This is a genomic window from Streptomyces sp. NPDC002680 (assembly GCF_042889145.1).
Lineage (GTDB): Bacteria > Actinomycetota > Actinomycetes > Streptomycetales > Streptomycetaceae > Streptomyces > Streptomyces adonidis.
In genome coordinates this window covers 36,018-50,041 of the sequence record NZ_JBIAQP010000009.1, presented here as the reverse complement: position 1 = coordinate 50,041, position 14,024 = coordinate 36,018, and the positions used below count along the sequence as shown (strand labels likewise).

16 protein-coding genes are annotated in these 14,024 nt (G+C 70.9%); 8 read left to right on the top strand and 8 right to left on the bottom strand.

The genetic code is table 11. The features are described from left to right. Window positions 1-64 precede the first annotated feature (64 nt). From ACFYXF_RS23720 to ACFYXF_RS23710, 3 genes are all read left to right on the top strand, one after another. Complete coding sequence (locus ACFYXF_RS23720; RefSeq protein ID WP_389352083.1) at window positions 65-1,309, top strand: glycosyl hydrolase; 1,245 nt, start codon at window positions 65-67, stop codon at window positions 1,307-1,309. A 197-nt stretch (window positions 1,310-1,506) separates the two neighbouring features. Continuing rightward, complete coding sequence (locus ACFYXF_RS23715; protein ID WP_389352649.1) at window positions 1,507-2,070, top strand: SigE family RNA polymerase sigma factor; 564 nt, start codon at window positions 1,507-1,509, stop codon at window positions 2,068-2,070. Next, the gene (locus ACFYXF_RS23710; RefSeq protein ID WP_389352081.1) at window positions 2,067-2,561 is read left to right on the top strand and encodes a PASTA domain-containing protein; all 495 of its coding nucleotides are present in this window, start codon (window positions 2,067-2,069) and stop codon (window positions 2,559-2,561) included. Before ACFYXF_RS23715 ends, ACFYXF_RS23710 begins: the two co-directional genes overlap by 4 nt. Window positions 2,562-2,672: 111 nt before the next feature. Here the strand turns inward: ACFYXF_RS23710 and nagZ are convergent, their stop codons facing one another. Beyond that, window positions 2,673-4,148, bottom strand: a complete 1,476-nt coding sequence (gene nagZ, locus ACFYXF_RS23705) for a beta-N-acetylhexosaminidase (protein WP_389352079.1) — start codon at window positions 4,146-4,148, stop codon at window positions 2,673-2,675. A gap of 179 nt (window positions 4,149-4,327) precedes the next feature. Between nagZ and ACFYXF_RS23700 the strand changes: the two genes are divergently transcribed. The 3 genes from ACFYXF_RS23700 (at window position 4,328) to ACFYXF_RS23690 (ending at window position 6,818) form a co-directional block, all read left to right on the top strand. Continuing rightward, complete coding sequence (locus ACFYXF_RS23700; protein ID WP_389352077.1) at window positions 4,328-5,695, top strand: histidine-type phosphatase; 1,368 nt, start codon at window positions 4,328-4,330, stop codon at window positions 5,693-5,695. Window positions 5,696-5,775: 80 nt separating this feature from the next. Beyond that, window positions 5,776-6,198: a DUF6153 family protein gene (locus ACFYXF_RS23695; protein WP_389352075.1), complete on the top strand. Its 423-nt coding sequence runs from the start codon at window positions 5,776-5,778 to the stop codon at window positions 6,196-6,198. Between the two features lie 53 nt (window positions 6,199-6,251). Further along, window positions 6,252-6,818, top strand: a complete 567-nt coding sequence (locus ACFYXF_RS23690) for a DUF305 domain-containing protein (protein WP_389352073.1) — start codon at window positions 6,252-6,254, stop codon at window positions 6,816-6,818. Between the two features lie 26 nt (window positions 6,819-6,844). Here ACFYXF_RS23690 and ACFYXF_RS23685 read toward each other — a convergent pair whose 3' ends face one another. The 5 genes from ACFYXF_RS23685 to ACFYXF_RS23665 form a co-directional block, all read right to left on the bottom strand. Beyond that, window positions 6,845-7,405 (bottom strand): GNAT family N-acetyltransferase, encoded by a 561-nt coding sequence (locus tag ACFYXF_RS23685; RefSeq protein ID WP_389352071.1) that lies wholly within the window; start codon window positions 7,403-7,405, stop codon window positions 6,845-6,847. A 239-nt stretch (window positions 7,406-7,644) separates the two neighbouring features. Then, the gene (locus tag ACFYXF_RS23680; protein WP_389352069.1) at window positions 7,645-9,045 is read right to left on the bottom strand and encodes an ATP-binding protein; all 1,401 of its coding nucleotides are present in this window, start codon (window positions 9,043-9,045) and stop codon (window positions 7,645-7,647) included. Then, window positions 9,046-9,783, bottom strand: coding sequence for a response regulator transcription factor (locus ACFYXF_RS23675; protein WP_389352647.1), 738 nt, complete (start codon window positions 9,781-9,783; stop codon window positions 9,046-9,048). It abuts the gene before it with no gap. A gap of 60 nt (window positions 9,784-9,843) precedes the next feature. Continuing rightward, window positions 9,844-10,443, bottom strand: a complete 600-nt coding sequence (locus tag ACFYXF_RS23670) for an FMN reductase (RefSeq protein ID WP_389352067.1) — start codon at window positions 10,441-10,443, stop codon at window positions 9,844-9,846. Next, window positions 10,440-11,555 (bottom strand): LLM class flavin-dependent oxidoreductase, encoded by a 1,116-nt coding sequence (locus ACFYXF_RS23665; RefSeq protein WP_389352065.1) that lies wholly within the window; start codon window positions 11,553-11,555, stop codon window positions 10,440-10,442. Before ACFYXF_RS23665 ends, ACFYXF_RS23670 begins: the two co-directional genes overlap by 4 nt. A gap of 149 nt (window positions 11,556-11,704) precedes the next feature. Here ACFYXF_RS23665 and ACFYXF_RS23660 point away from each other — a divergent pair, with 149 nt between their 5' ends. Beyond that, window positions 11,705-12,484: an SDR family oxidoreductase gene (locus ACFYXF_RS23660; protein WP_389352063.1), complete on the top strand. Its 780-nt coding sequence runs from the start codon at window positions 11,705-11,707 to the stop codon at window positions 12,482-12,484. 6 nt (window positions 12,485-12,490) lie between these two features. Here ACFYXF_RS23660 and ACFYXF_RS23655 read toward each other — a convergent pair whose 3' ends face one another. Next, complete coding sequence (locus tag ACFYXF_RS23655) at window positions 12,491-12,964, bottom strand: hypothetical protein (protein WP_389352062.1); 474 nt, start codon at window positions 12,962-12,964, stop codon at window positions 12,491-12,493. Window positions 12,965-13,078: 114 nt separating this feature from the next. On the opposite strand from ACFYXF_RS23655, the gene ACFYXF_RS23650 reads away from it, so the two are divergent. Continuing rightward, window positions 13,079-13,414 (top strand): YnfA family protein, encoded by a 336-nt coding sequence (locus ACFYXF_RS23650; protein WP_389352060.1) that lies wholly within the window; start codon window positions 13,079-13,081, stop codon window positions 13,412-13,414. A 12-nt stretch (window positions 13,415-13,426) separates the two neighbouring features. Here the strand turns inward: ACFYXF_RS23650 and ACFYXF_RS23645 are convergent, their stop codons facing one another. Next, the gene (locus ACFYXF_RS23645) at window positions 13,427-13,864 is read right to left on the bottom strand and encodes an ester cyclase (protein WP_389352058.1); all 438 of its coding nucleotides are present in this window, start codon (window positions 13,862-13,864) and stop codon (window positions 13,427-13,429) included. Window positions 13,865-14,024 lie beyond the last annotated feature (160 nt).

Here is a 14,024-nt window from a genome sequence, read left to right as displayed (position 1 = left end):
ACATTCGCCGAGGACAAGACCCGACTCGCGGCCCGGCGCAGTCACGCACGTCCGAGGAGGACACGTGAGCACTCCCCCCGCCCCCAGTTCCGCCCCCCGCTTCGGCGTCAACTACACGCCGCGCAGGGGCTGGTTCCACTCCTGGTACGACTTCGACCCGGCCCGCGCCCGCGAGGACCTCGACCAGATCGCCGGGCTGGGCCTGGACCACATACGGATCTTCCCGCTCTGGCCGCTGCTCCAGCCGAACCGCACGCTCATCCGCGCGTCCGCCGTCGACCAGGTGGCGCAGCTCGTCGACGTGGCGGGCCAGGCGGGCCTGGACGTCATGGTGGACGGTGTGCAGGGCCACCTCTCCAGCTTCGACTTCTACCCGGAGTGGACCCGCAGCTGGCACCACCGCAACGTGTTCACGGACCCGGACGCCATCGAGGCGCAGGCCACCCTCCTCCGCACGCTCGGCGGCGCCCTCGCCGGCCGCCCGAACCTCCTCGGCCTCCAGCTCGGCAACGAGCTGAACAACCTGGTCGAACACAACCCGGTGACCGTGGCCGACGTCGACCACTACCTGGACACGCTGCTCGCCGCCGCGCGCACCGGACTGGGCCCGGCGACCGGCCTGGTCACGCACTCCGCGTACGACGCCGCCTGGTACAGCGACGACCACCCCTTCACCCCGGAGGCCTCGGCCCGCAAGGGCGATCTGACGACCGTCCACCCCTGGGTGTTCTCGGCCAACTGCGCCGGCCGCTACGGCCCCCGCTCCCCGCAGGTCCAGCACCTCGCGGAGTACGGGGTGGAGCTGGCCAAGGCGTACGCCGACGACCCGGCCCGGCCCGTCTGGGTCCAGGAGACCGGCGCCCCCGAACCGCACATCCCGGCGGCCGACGCCCCCGACTTCGCCCACGCGACGGTACGCAACGCCGCCGAGTGCGCGGGCCTGTACGGGGTCACCTGGTGGTGCTCCCACGACGTGGACCGCTCCCTCGCGGACTTCCCCGAACTGGAGTACACGCTCGGCCTGTTCGACTCCTCGGGCAAGCCCAAGCCCATCGCGCTGGCCCTCGCGGAGACGGTCGCCGAGCTGCGCGCCGAACCCCGCCCGGCCGAGCCCCGTACGACCGCCCTCGTGCTGGACTGCACCCCGGGGAACCGTTCGATTTCAGGTCCCGGCGGCGCCTACTTCGAGGCGTGGATGCGGCTGCGGGCGGAGGGCACGCGTCCGGCGGTGGTGCTGGCGGAACGGGCCGAGGACGAGGGGTACTTGGCGGCTCGGGGCATCAAGGAGACGGTCCCCCTGACCGTATGACCCTCACCGCCGCATGACCCCCACTGCCGTATGACCCAGCTCACATCCCGCCCGTGCAGCAGATACGGGCCCTGTCACGTCGAGGAGGGGTGACAGGAAGGGAGGAGCGTGTGGATCTGGCAATCGAGCGGAAGCCGGGCGCAGGCCTCGGCCGGACCGAAGCCGAGTCCGGCAAGGCCGAGGCCGAGTTCGGGGAGATGGATTTCCCCGGGTTCGTCGCTGCCCGGTCGGCGTCCTTGTTCCGCGGTGCCCTCGTCCTGACGGGGAACCGGGAGGCGGCGGAGGACCTGGTCCAGGAGACCCTGGAGCGCGTCTGCCGCAAGTGGCGCACAGTCGCCGCCAAGGACGCTCCGGACGCCTACGTACGGCGGATCATGGTGAACCTGGCCAATGACCGCTGGCGAAGATTCCGCCGCATGGTGCCGCTCGTCCAGTTGGGCGCGCACCAGGATTCCGGCGACCGGGCGGCCCTCGGGGACGAGTACGGGCGGGTCGACAGCAGGGACCAGTTGGTACGGGCCCTGCAGTCGCTCCCGATGCGTATGCGCACGGTCGTGGTGCTGCGGTACTTCCACGACCTCTCCGACGCCGAGATCGCCGCCGACCTGAGGATCTCGCCGAGCACCGTACGGTCCCAGCTCGCCCGGGGGATCGACAAGCTCAGAGGCCAGTTCCCCACGCTCTCCGACCCTTCACCGTCACCTTCATCGCCGTCACCCATGCAGCCCGGGCCCACGGGACCCACGGAAGGAACCCGATGACCCGCCGCACCGACGGCACACCCTTCGAAGAGGAACTGGTGAACGCCATGAACGACCTCGCGAACTCCGCCGCCGCACCCGCGTTCGACAGCGCCGGCATCGCGCGCAAGACCCGCCGCCGCCGGAAGACGGCCATCGCCGGCTTCGCCGCCGCCCTCATCGTGGCCGGTGGCGGCACCGCCATCGCCACCGGCGGCTCGGACGCGCCCAGGACCGAGAACGTCGTCCCCGCGACCAGCACGCCCGGGTCGACCTACAACCCGGCGGCCACGGTCGTGATGGAGGGCAGCAAGTACAAGTACGAGTTCGGGGGCATCTCCCTGGACTTCGCCCAGCAGCGGCTCGCGAAGATGGAGCTCAAACAGGGCACGGTCACCAAGACGGACTGCGGCAAGAACGGCAAGCCGGGCACGGTCGCCTCGGTCGACCCGCACGAGCCGACCGTCGTGGCCAAGGGCGCCACGATCAACCTGACGCTCTGCGCCGGCTGATCACCTGACTCCCTGTCCCTGTTCCTTTCGGTACCGGCGCCGGTACCGAAAGGAACAGGGACAGCCTCAGAGGAAGCAGTCCCAGAGGAAGCAGTCCCAGAGGGAGCTGCCTCAGAGGGCGGCCCCTCCCACCAGCACCTCCGCCAGCGCCCGCAGATTGACCTTCCCGCGCCCGTACGAACACAGGGCGCCGCCTTCCGGCAGTCCCGTGTCGACGCGCACCGCGTCCCCGCGCCCGGCCACCAGCGCCGCCCGCAGCTCCGCCTGCCACGGATACAGCCCGGCATCCGACGTGGCCACCACCAGCGGCGATCCGGCCGCCCGCCGCAGAATCCCCTCGACCAGGGCGGCCTGATCCACCGGCGCCTCGTTGAGCGCCACGCCCACGGCCGTGGGGTCGAGCGCGCGCACCTCGCTGAGCAGATCCTCGCCGCCCCAGTTCAGCGCCGGATGCGGCGGCGGAAACAGGTCGACGACATAGGCGCCGGGCAGCCCGGGAAAACCACCGGCTCCCGCACCCCGTACGGCCCGCCGAGCAGCGTCGAGCCCGGCCCCCGCGTCCCACGGCCGGCCGGCGCCCTCCCCCACCGCGCCCGCGTACCGCTCCGCCAGCTTCCGCACCCGCCCGGCGGCCTCCCGTACCCGCTCCTCCGGGAGCATCCCGTCGCGCAGCGCCTCGATCACGGCGTCCCGGCAGGCCAGCGTGACCGCCAGGTCCGGTACGGCCACGATCACCTGGTCGGCGCCCGCGGCGAGGGCGAGCCGGGCGCCGGCCGCCTCGCCGTACCGGTCGGCTATCGCCTTCATCTCCAGGGCGTCGCTGACCAGGACCCCGTCGAAGCCGAGGTCGTGGCGGAGCAGGTCGTTCAGGATGCGCCGGCTGAGGGTCGCGGGCCGCTCCGGATCGAGCGCCGGGTACACCACGTGCGCGCTCATCAGCATCGGCACGCCCGCGTCCACGGCGGCCCGGAACGGCTCGACATCGACACGGATCTCGTCGTACGACCGCCGGTCGACCGCCATCTCGTGGTGGCTGTCGGTCACCGTGCCGCCGTGGCCGGGGAAGTGCTTGGCGCAGGAGGCGACACCGCGTGCCTCGGTGGCCGTGATCCAGGCGCGCAGATGCCGGGCGGCGAGTTCCGGCTCCGCACCGAAGGAGCGGGTGCGGACGATCGGGTTGTCGGGGTGGTGCTGGAGGTCGGCCACGGGGGCGTACGAGACGGTGATGCCGAGCGAGACGAGATGACCGGCGAGGGCGTCGGCGCAGCGGGCGGTGAGGTCCGGGTCGTCGACGACGCCGAGGGCGTACGAGCCGGGGACCTCGGGGGCACCCGCGGCGACGAGGTGGCCGATGCCGCCGCCCTCGTTGTCGATGGCGACGAGGAGATCGGGGCGCAGGGCGCGCAGCTCGTCGGTGAGAGCGCGGAGCTGGTCCGCGTCGCGCACGTTGCGGGTGAAGAGGATGACCCCGCCGAGGCCGCGGTCGATGAGCCGCTTGAGGGTGTGCGGGACGCCGTCGGTGCCGTCGAACCCGGCGACGAGACACCGGTGCACGGCTTCGTCGAGGTCGTTCTCATGCTGCTGCATCGGGGCCTCTGAGGTCTCGCGGGCAGGACTTAGATGATAGAAGTCACCAATTCTCCAGCACAAGATGAATCAATCAACCAAAACTCTCTGTGTTCATTTGCCCCGCACATGCCCAATACGCCCCGCCCCCGCCACGCCCCGGACGTCCCGGGTTCACCCACGCCGCCCACGATGCGCGCATGAAACGCGCCACCCTCGCCCTCGCCGCACCCCTGTGCGCCCTGCTGGCAGCCACCACGCTGCCCGCCCACGCGGCAGACCGTTCCGGCTCCACCACCGCCGACAGCTACGGCACCAAGGGCTCCTACGCCCCCCAACAGAGCCTCCGCACCTACCAGAAGCCCCCGAAGGGCTTCGTCCCGGTGTTCACGGAGAACGTCTCCCGGCACGGCTCCCGCGCCGCGACCGACAGCTCGGACGGCGACCTGATCCTCAAGCTGTGGGACCAGGCCGAGAGCGAGGGGCAGCTGACCGCGCGCGGCAAGGAGTTCGGGCCGAAGGTACGGGCCCTGCTGGCCGCCATGTCCAAGGTCGGCTACGGCAACCTCAGCGGGCGCGGCAGGAGCGAGATCGCGGGCACGGCCGTACGGATGGAGCAGCGGCTGCCCGGCCTCTTCGACGCGATCGCCGCGAACGGCGAGAAGATCGACGTCGTCAGCTCCGGCCAGGGCCGCGCCGTCGACAGCGGGCAGCTCTTCGCGGCCACCCTGGCGGCCACCGACCCGGCGCTCAAGCCGCTCATCGGCGCGGCCCGCACGGACAAGGACCTGCTCTACTTCCACAAGGCCGCCGGCGGCGCCGCCTACCGCGACTACATCGCGAACGACACGCGCCTCGCGGCCACCCTGAAGTCGATCACCGATCAGCCGAAGACCCACAGCGCCGCCTCGGACGTACTGCGGAAGATCTTCACGCGGTCGTTCACGCAACGGATCGTCGACGGCGAGTTCTCCTCCGTCGGCAGCGCGGTGGACGCGGCCGAGGCGGTCTACAACCTGTACGGCATCGCCCCGGCGATGAGCGACGAGAGCCCTGACGGCAAGGGCTGGCAGATGAACCGGTACATCTCGCAGCAGGACGCCGCCTGGTTCGGGTACCTGAGCGACGCCGAGGACTTCTACGAGAAGGGTCCCGGCTTCGCCGACAGCGACATCACGTACAAGATGGCGGACGTTCTGCTCGACGACTTCTTCAAGAAGGCCGAGGGAGCCGAGAGCGGCACCGACACCCTCGGCGCGGAGCTGCGCTTCACACACGCCGAGGAGATCATCCCGCTGGCCGCGCTGATGGGCCTGCCGGGCAGTACGCAGGGGGTGACGGCCGCGAAGCCGTACACGTACGCCACCAACCCGTGGCGGGGCGCGGCCGTGGCGCCGATGGCCTCGAACATCCAGTGGGACGTGTTCCGCAAGGGCGACACCACGCTCGTACGCATGCTCTACAACGAGAAGGAGACGGCCTTCAAGACGGGCTGCCGTCCGGTGTCGAAGGGCAGCAAGTTCTACGACCTGGATGAGCTGGAGCGCTGCTTCGGCCGTACTTCCTGACGTGACTCCTGATGTACGGCGGGGCGTGAATATAGGGGTACCCGGTATCCGTATACGCCCGCCGGGCTAGCATGGCCCGCGTGACAGCCCGCGCACAGCGACCGCGACGCACGCACCCGCCGTTCTGGTGGGCGCGCGCGTTCGTCGTGCTCGGGCTGCTGGCGGGGGTCGTCGCGATGCACGGCCTCGCGCCGGGCGGCGGAATGACGAGCGGCGCCCATCACGGCAGCGGCCACCACCAGGCCGAGCCGATGAGCATGCAGGCAGGCCCCGCCGACGAGACCGTCTGCCACGGCGGCGGCTCCCCCGGCGGCCACGCCCACCACGCGGACGCGACCTGCGCGTCCGGCGCGATCCCGGCGGGGCACACGTTCCCCGCCCTGACGCCGGACCCGGCCGGCGCCCCGGTATTGGCGGACGGTGCCCGCCGTTCCCTGCCCCCGTCGCCCGAGGGCGCCAGAGCGCCACCGTCCCTGGCCGAACTCCAACTCCTGCGGATCTAGAGGCACCAGTCCCGTCCCGCCTCAGTTTCCTTCCCCACAGCAGGAGTTCCAGCATGCGCAAGACCCGCAAGACCCTCGTCGTCATGGCCGCTTCCGCCGCGCTCGCCGTAACGCTCACCGCCTGCGGCAGCGACGACGGCAACAGCAGCGAGAGCAGCGGCAGCAAGTCCACCAGCGAGGACCACAACGCCGAGGACGTCAGCTTCGCGCAGGGCATGATCCCCCATCACAAGGGCGCCCTGGAGATGGCGGAGGAGGCGACGGACAAGGCCTCGTCGGCCGAGGTCAAGTCCCTCGCGGCCCGCATCGAGAAGGCCCAGGCCCCGGAGATCGAGACCATGACCGGGTGGCTGAAGACCTGGGGCGAGGACGTCCCGACGTCGACGGAGTCGATGCCCGGCATGGAGGCGATGCCGGAGATGAACCACGGCTCGGCCGCCGAGGACTTCGACAAGGCGTTCCTCGCCATGATGATCGAGCACCACAAGGGCGCCGTGAAGATGGCGACGACGGAGAAGGCCAAGGGCTCGTACGGCCCCGCCACGGCCATGGCCGACGACGTCATCCGCACCCAGAACGCCGAGATCACCGAAATGAACAAGCTCCTCGCCAAGAGCTGACACAGCGGTGAGCCGGCCGACGACGCTCAGGTCGGCCGGCTCACCGCAGCCGCCCCGAACAACGCCCCGCGCATCCCGATCCGCTCGTACGCGGCGATCGCGGGCGCGTTGTCCGCGTCGACCACGAGCGCGGCGCGCCCGTGGTCCCGTACGAGCGCCTCCACGACGAACCGCGAAACGGCCGCCCCCAGCCCCCGCCCCCGCGCCCCGGGATGAACGACAACCCCACCCAACAGCCCACACCCGACCCCGGACCAGGCATCGGCCGCCACGGCGACGAGACCGCCGTCCGGATCACGGACACCGGCCCAGCGACGCACTCCGGCCCGCCCGGGCTGCGCGTGCGAGTGCGGAAAGGAGCGGTCGAAGAGCGAACAGGCCTCGCGCTCGGCGGCCCGGTCCAGCCACCGCACATCGTGACCAGGGGAGGGCCCGTCGGCCGGGGAACAGGTCTCCATCCACAAGAACGGCGCCAACGCCACAAGCCCCGGCACCCCCGCCACAACGGCCTCGATCAACCGAGCTTCCCCGAACGGCCGATAACTGGGCCCCACCTCGTCCAGCACATCCCGCACAAGGGGAACCACATCGCCCACCTCCCCCGCAACCACAAGCCGATCCCGCCGAGACAACCCCGGACTGGCCACGGCAACGGCAGTCCCCCGCCGAAAAACCCGCACGCCGACCCCGAGCCGCCCATCGACACCCCGCTGCTCGGCCCACACAAGATGCGCTGCCATCACGTCACGCTCCACCCCACCCACCCAGGGGCGCGGGGAACTGCGCGACCAGCCACGAATCACCCGCGCCCGAAGAACCACCCCTCTCACCCCCCACCCCCCACAGTGAACCCAATAACCGCCCCACCCCCCTCCCGCCGATTCGCAAACGGCGCCCCACCATGCGCGATAGCCACCTCCCGCACGATCGACAACCCCAGCCCCGACCCCGGCAAGCTACGAGCATCAGCAGCCCGATAGAACCGATCGAACAACCGCAGCAGATCCCCCTCCGCAACCCCCGGCCCCCGATCCAGCACCTCCACCCGAATCGCCCCCTGCCGCGCCCCCTCCGGCCCAGTGACCGCGATCTCGATCGAAGCCGCCCCACCCCGGTCGAACTTGGCCGCGTTCTCGACCAGGTTGGAAATCGCCCGCTGAAGCGCCGCCGGCCGCGCGTCGGCGGACGTGTCGCCGACCGCCCGTACGACGACCTCCCGCCCCGTACGCCGCCGCGCCACCACAGCCACCTCGTCCGCGATATCGGCGATGTCGAGCCGCTGCTTGGGCTCGGTGTCCGACTGCCCGGCTGCCAGATCCACCAACTCGTTGACCAGATCGGTGAGTTCACGCGCTTCGAGGGCGAGGTCGGCGACCAGCTCCTCCCGGGTCGCGGGCGGCAGTTCGTCGATGCGGCGCAGCAACGAGATGTTCGTACGGAGGGAGGTGAGCGGAGTACGCAGCTCGTGCCCCGCGTCCTGGACCAGCCGCCGCTGGTCCTCCTCCGACTGCGCGAGCCGACCCAGCATCCGGTCGAAGGACCGCCCGAGCCGTCCCACCTCGTCGGACCCGGTGACCGGCACCTGGATACCGAGCCGACGCGTCCGGGCGACGTCCTCGGCGGCGGACGCGAGGATGCGCAGCCGGTGCGTGATCCGCCGGGCCAGCCACCACCCGAACAGCCCGGCCGCGACGACGACCGCGACGACCATCAGGATCGTCCGCTGCTGAAGCTCACGGAGCAGATCCTCCGTGTCGCTGAACTCCTGAGCGACCTGCACAGCACCCCGCCCGTCGCCGAGCGCGACGGTCGCGATGCGGTAGACGTCCTGGCCGACCTCGACGTCCTTGTACTGCTCGGCCAGCCCGGGAACGGACGAGGCGGCGATCCGCCGGTCCTCGACGGTCACCGGGAGCGCCGGACTGCCGCTGTCGACCACCTCGCCCCCCGCCCCGAGCACCTGCACATCCGTGCGGCTGGGCCGGACGATGTCGTGCCCCGGCTCGGACGACGAGAAGTCCTGCGGGGTCATCGTGTTGTGCCGCACCTCGTCCTGGAGGTCCTGCACGACCTCGGCGAAGGCGGACTGCTGGTCGACCCGGACCAGCCGCGCGGCGGCGTCGTACGACAGGAACCCGACGAGGACCGTCACCCCGGCCGCGACCGCGGCGAACGACACGGCGAAGGTGGTCCGGAGCGAGGCCAGTCCCGCCCTCCGCACGGTCACTCAGTCCTCCCGGAGGACGTAACCCACGCCTCGCACCGTGTGGATCAGCTGCGACGCGCCCGGCTCGTCGAGCTTGCGGCGCAGATAACCGACGTACACGGCCAGGTTCTTGGACCCCGGGCCGAAGTCGTAGCCCCAGATACGGTCGTAGATCGTGGAGTGGTCGAGCACGATCCCGGCGTTGCGCACGAGCAGCTCCAGCAGCTCGAACTCGGTCCGGGTCAGCTCCAGTTCCCGCGCCCCGCGCCACACCCGCCGCGCCTGGAGGTCCATCCGCAGCCCGGCGGCGGCGAGCTGCCGCTCGGGAACAGTGGGTTCCTTCGCCACGTGCGAGGCGCGTACGTCGGCCGAGGCGGCGCCCCTGACAGGGCGCTGCTCACCGATGCCCGTGCGACGCAGCAGCGCCCGCAGCCGGGCGAAGACCTCCTCGACGTCGAACGGCTTGACGACGTAGTCGTCGGCGCCCGCGTCCAGGCCCGCGATCCGGTCGGCGGTCTCCACGAGCGCGGTGAGCATCAGGATCGGCGTACGGTCCCCCTCGGCGCGCAGCACCCGGCAGACCTGGAGGCCGTCGATGCCGGGCATCATCACGTCCAGGACGAGGACGTCCGGCGGGGTGCGATGCGCCTGCGCGAGCGCCTCGACCCCGTCGGCGACCGCGGTGACCCGGTAGCCCTCCAGGGTCAGGGCCCGCTCCAGGGCGTGGCGGATGGCACGGTCGTCCTCGGCGAGCAGCACAGTTTGGGACACCCGCCCAGTGTGCCAAGGGGGGCTCTTACTCGCCTCTCACTCTCACCGTCACGGCCGCAGCGCACCCAGCTGCTGCTCGAACGGGATCACCTCGAACCCGCCCGGCCCGGCGGGCTTCGGTACCGGCCGCCGCGCCGACAGCCCCGACATCAGAGCCGTCAGCTCCCCCGCCGCCCGCTCGATCCGCTCGGGCAGCCCCTCCGCACCCCAGTCCTCGGAGGCGGCGTACACACCCGTCGGCACCACCACGGCCCGCAGATAAGCGAACAACGGCCGCATCGCGTGCTCCAGCACCAACGAGTGCCGAGCCGACCCACCGGTCGCGGCGACCAGCACCGGCTTGCCCACCAGCGCGTCCTTCTCCAGCACATCGAAGAACGACTTGAACAACCCGCTGTAGGAGGCAGAGAACACCGGCGTGACGACAACCAACCCATCCGCCGCCGTCACCGCCTCCAGCGCGTCCGCCAGCTTCCGCCCCGGAAACCCGCTGGTGAAGTTGTGCGCGATCTCCACGGCGAGGTCGCGCAGCTCCACGACCTGGACGTCGACGTCCGTCTGCCGGCCCACCGCGGCGGCCAGCCGGTCGCCCAGCAGCCGCGTGGACGACGGCACACTCAGCCCCGCCGAGACAACGACGAGCTTCATACGGCTGCCTCCTTCTTCTCCGTCTCCTCCTGCTGCTCCTTCTGCGCGGCGGCCAGCAGGGACGCGTGCGTGGGCGCGTCCGGCACGTCCGCCGCCCGCCCCTTCGCGAACTCCGCGCGCAGCACCGGCACGACCTCCTCGCCGAGCAGGTCGAGCTGCTCAAGGACGGTCTTGAGCGGCAGCCCCGCGTGGTCGAGCAGGAACAGCTGGCGCTGGTAGTCACCGGCGTACTCGCGGAAGGCCAGTGTCTTCTCGATGACCTGCTGCGGGGAGCCGACGGTCAGCGGGGTCTGGTCGGTGAAGTCCTCCAGGGAGGGCCCGTGCCCGTACACCGGCGCCTCGTCGAAGTACGGCCGGAACTCCCGTACCGCGTCCTGCGAGTTCTTCCGCATGAACACCTGACCGCCCAGGCCCACGATGGCCTGCTCGGCCGTCCCGTGCCCGTAGTGGGCGTACCGGGAGCGGTACAGCTCGATCATCTTCTTGGTGTGGTCGGCCGGCCAGAAGATGTTGTTGTGGAAGAAGCCGTCACCGTAGTAGGCCGCCTGCTCGGCGATCTCGGGCGAACGGATCGAGCCGTGCCAGACGAACGGCGGCACGTCGTCCATGGGCCGGGGCGTCGACGTGAACCCCTGCAACGGCGTACGGAACTTCCCCTCCCAGTTCACGACGTCCTCGCGCCACAGCCGGCGCAGCAGGGCGTAGTTCTCGACGGCGAGGTTGATGCCCTGCCGGATGTCCTGCCCGAACCACGGATACACCGGGCCGGTGTTGCCGCGCCCCATCATCAGGTCGACGCGCCCGTCGGCCAAGTGCTGGAGCATCGCGAAGTCCTCCGCGATCTTCACCGGGTCGTTGGTGGTGATGAGGGTGGTGGAGGTGGAGAGGATCAGCTTCTCGGTCTGCGCCGCGATGTACCCGAGCATCGTCGTCGGGGACGAGGGCACGAACGGCGGGTTGTGGTGCTCACCGGTGGCGAACACATCAAGACCGACCTCCTCGGCCTTCAGCGCGATGGCGACCATGGCCTTGATGCGCTCGCGTTCGGTCGGCGTACGTCCCGTGGTCGGGTCGGGCGTGACATCGCCGACGCTGAAGATCCCGAACTGCATGGTCGCTCATCCTCCAGGTTGTTGACCGTTCAACTATAGCGTCCGCGAGCGACAACCGCGCCCCTTCCCGAGGTATTCCGCAGACATTCCGCCCCGTGCTAGAACTCGACGGAGGAAGATTTCCATATCGAGAGAATGAGGTTCTCGCGATGGCGGATGCGATGGCAGCTGAGCTGACCGTGATGAGAGTCGTGGTGGTCGGCGCGTCCAGCGGGCTGGGCCGTTGCGCGGGGATCGACCTCGGCGGCCGGGGAAACCGCGTCGCCCTGCTCGCCCGCAGACACGACCGCCTGGCCGACGCGGCCAAGGAGGCGGGCCCGGACGCACTCGCCATCACCTGCGACGTGACCGACGAGGAGTCCTGCCGGGCGGCGATCGAGGCGGCGGCGACCGGACTCGGCGGCATCGACGCCCTCGTCTACACGACCGGCATCGGCCCCCTGGCCCCCATAGAGCAGACGAACGCCGACACCTGGCGCAGCGTGATGGACACGAACGTCATCGGCGCGGCCCTGATCACGAACGCCGCGCTCCCCCACCTCACGGCGTCCGCCGGGACCGCCGTCTACCTCTCCACGGTCGGCGCCTCGATCACCCCCGCCTGGCCGGGGTTCGCGGGCTACCACGTCAGCAAGGCGGCCCTGGAGAAACTGGTGGAGGCGTACCGCGTCGAACACCCGGAAGTCGGCTTCACACGGTTCGTGGTCAGGGACTGCGGCGGCGGTGAGGGAGACTCCCGCACCGAGTTCAACAACGGCTGGGACATGACGTACGCCGCCGAGGTCGTCCCGGTCTGGCGGCAGCGCGGCTATCTGAGCGGCGACCTGCTCGACGTGTCCGAGTTCCTGCGCACCCTGGACGCCGTACTGCGCTGCGGCGGCACCATCCCGGAGGTGACGGTGACACCGCGCGCGAGCCGGAAACCGTAAGGGAGATCAGAAGTAATAGGCATCCCCGGTGTCGAGGACGAGCACACGCTGCTGGTCGTTGCCCCGGTTGCGGTCCACGACACCGCCGCTCCAGACCGTACCGATCTCCAGCGTCACCTCGGCGGGCATGCCCCGGAGCCGCATCCTCAGCCCGAGCTGCTCGCCCACAGCATCGGCGGCCAGCGCCCCCGTACGGCACACCACCACCCGCGCCCCGAGCCGCGCACACCCGTCCGGCAGCTGCTGCCGGGCGGCCAGCGGGGCCGACCAGGTCAGCCGCACGGTCGCGTCCGCGACGGCGGACGGCCCGTGATTGCGCGGGGTCACCCGCAGATCGATCCGCCCACGGTCCAGCGAGACGGACCCGTGATAGGCGAGATCGGCCTCGGGCTCGCCGGTGTCGGCCCCGGCGAATCCCCCCGCCCCGACCACACCGACCGCCATCGCACCGGCCACCAGCCCACGCACCCAAACCCTCATGCTCGCTCCTCGCCCAGAAGACCGTCACCATCGTCGAAGCGATGTATCCCACCTGACGCGCCCCGCAGGCGCCCTCCAACAGGTGACGGTGAACGGACATGCGAGGCTCGGCGCATGTCCGTCCTGCGCTCCATCGCCCTGTTCGTCGTCGCCGCCCTGTTCGAGATCGGGGGCGCCTGGCTCGTCTGGCAGGGCGTACGGGAGCACCGCGGCTGGGTGTGGATCGGCGCGGGCGTGCTGGCCCTGGGCGCCTACGGGTTCGTCGCCACCCTCCAGCCCGACGCGGAGTTCGGCCGCATCCTGGCCGCGTACGGCGGTGTCTTCGTCGCCGGTTCACTGGCCTGGGGCATGGCGGCGGACGGCTACCGCCCGGACCGCTGGGACGTGACGGGCGCACTGATCTGCCTCGCGGGCATGGCCGTGATCATGTACGCCCCGCGAGGGAACTGAACCGGGACCTCCTCAGCCGAGCGGGTCGGGCGGCAGCAGCCCGAGCTGCCCGAGGAACTCCATCTGGTCGAAGTAGAGCCGGTAGTCGACGATGTGACCGTCCCGGACCGTCGCGAGGTCGATCCCCCGGACCCGGACGTCCTTCTGCGTCGCCGGCAGATGCTCACCGGAGGGCAGCTGGATCGGCCCGGTGTTCCGCCCCGTGAAGTAGCCCTCGTCGACAGCCGTGTCACCGATCTCGTACGAGTGCACGGGCACATACGTCGCCTCGGGCATCGCGTCGGTCATCTGCCGCCAGTACTCGACGATGTTGTCGCGCCCGTGGATCTCACCGCCGTCGGGGGTGAAGGCGACCGCGTCGGACGCGTACAGCTCGGCGACGGCCTTGAGGTCGGGCGTCGAGGTGAGCGCCTCCGTGAGCCGGTCCATGACGTCACGTGCTTCTCCCATGATCCACCTCCGTTGCCGCGGATCACCCACCTCATTTTCCCACCGCTGCCGGGCCCTGGCAGCCCCGCGCAGGCCCACCCTCCGGACACCCCGCCACCGGCCGGCCGCGCCTGCCTATCCTGGGCAGCGCGAACCCGCACCCCAATCTCACCCAGGCACC